Here is a 1,862-nt window from a genome sequence, read left to right on the forward strand (position 1 = left end):
TGTAGCAGGGGATGACGATGCAGACGACGGGCGGCTTGCGCATGGGTGCTCCAGATCTTCTCAGCAAGAGGGCCGGTGGTGGCCAGGCCCTCGCGAACTACTTTTGATTGTAGCCTTCCATGTCGACGTCCCACACGCGGCCCGTCTCATGCCAACTGGAGAAGTCGTTGGCCTCGCCGTCGACCTCGTACTCGACCAGGTGCCAGTCGACCTTGCCGTCGTGGTCGTTCCAGTAGAAGAGGCGCGGGCGCTCCCCGCCCGCGACCTCGAAGACGGGCTTGCCGTCTGCCATGACGGTGGAGGAGCCCGTGGCGTCTGCCGCAGAGCCGCTCCAGGCGCCCACGGCCCACTCGAGGGTGGCCGGCAGGTCAACGTGGCCGATGGGCACCTCGCTTATCTGCATGGGCGTGCTGGCGTCTGCGCCGGCCGACTTCACGAGCAGGATGGGTGAGGTGGTCTTGTTGAGACGCGCGTGGTTCCAAGGCCAGACGCCGTGGTCGGCCGTGACGACGATGGTCGACTGGTCGTAGACGCCCAGGTCCTTGAGCTGGCGGATGTACTCCTCGACGATGCTGAGCGAGCCACGCGCCTGGTTCACGAGCGAGCTGTGGTCCGACTGGTCTACCTGCACCGTATTGCCGTTCTGGTCCATGATGTAGGGCCAGTGCGAGCCCTGGCAGTGGATGATGCGGTAGGCGCCGGCCTCGGCCGTGTCGTCGGCCTTGATGACGGGCTGGGAGAACTCGCGGTGGAGCTCGGCGTCGTCGAGGACGTAGGGGGTGTTCTCGGGCGTGCGGGCGTCGGTGGGAACCACGGCGTCGTTCAGCTGGTCTGTGGTGAACCAGAAGATGGGCTTGAGGGGATAGGGGAGGTCGCGGTAGAGACCGCATCCGCCCAGGGCCTTGGCGCAGGCGAAGAAATCTGCAAAGAAGGGCTCCACGCCGTGGACGTTCATGGTCTTGCCCTCGAGGGCGTCAAGGCCATAGGTCACGGAGTCTGAGTAGACGCCCACTGAGTAGCCCTGGTCGTTGGCCACGTCGAGCAAGTTGCGGTCGCTGAACCAGCTCTCGAGCTGCTGCGTGTCAAAGGTGCTGCTCGAGGGGTCGAAGTCGTGGCCCGTCACGATGAAGGGGATGCCGTAGCGCGTGGGGATCATCGAGCCCACGGAGTTGTGGTACCAGGTGAAGCCGCCCAGCTCGTCCGCAGCGTCGGGGTAGGCGGCCATGACGTCGTCCATGTCCTTGGTGTCGAACATGTCGAGGACGAAGACGATGACGTTGCTCTTGGAAGAGACGCTCGTGAGGCCCTCCTCGGTGACGGTGGGGCGGCTCAGGGCCTCGGCGTAGCGGCCGGCAAGGGCGCCGAGGCCCACGCCCTGTGCGAGGCAGATGACGAGGCAGGCGGCCACGGCGGCAACGCGGCTCCACAGCGGGCGGATGAGGGCAAAGGCCGCGAAGGCGGCGATGACCACGAGCCAGGCCGCGGTGGAGACGAGCATGCTCTTGTCGTAGATGGACCAGTCGATGAGGGAGCCATCGGCGGAAGGCAGGTTGCGGTTGAGCAGAACCTCCTGCAACAGGGTGCATACGCAGACGGCGGCGATGACGGCGAGCACGACGTCGAACGCGCGGCCGCGGGTTGCGCTCGCGGCAAGGGCGATGGCCGCGGCGGCGAGGAGCGCGAGCACCACGAGCGGCAGCCATACGTTGGCGAGCGAGAACGAGAGCGACGAGCAACCCGGGATGACGACCTCGAGCGGCGCCACGAAGAAGACGCAGAGGGAAAGGACGAGGGCGCAGGCGAAGGCGAGGACGAGGCGCGTGCGCCAGCGAAGCGTGGGCGCGAAGGGCTTGCGGGGGCGC

Annotated in this window: 1 protein-coding gene; it reads right to left on the minus strand. The window is 66.8% G+C overall.

Annotated features, from left to right (window positions below; translation table 11 throughout):
• Nucleotides 1–97: 97 nt before the first annotated feature.
• The coding region (locus AC1VTH_RS08070) for a hypothetical protein (RefSeq protein WP_481335656.1) at nt 98–1,862 on the minus strand (1,765 nt) is incomplete at its 5' end.

It is taken from the genome of Parolsenella sp., from assembly GCF_982402205.1.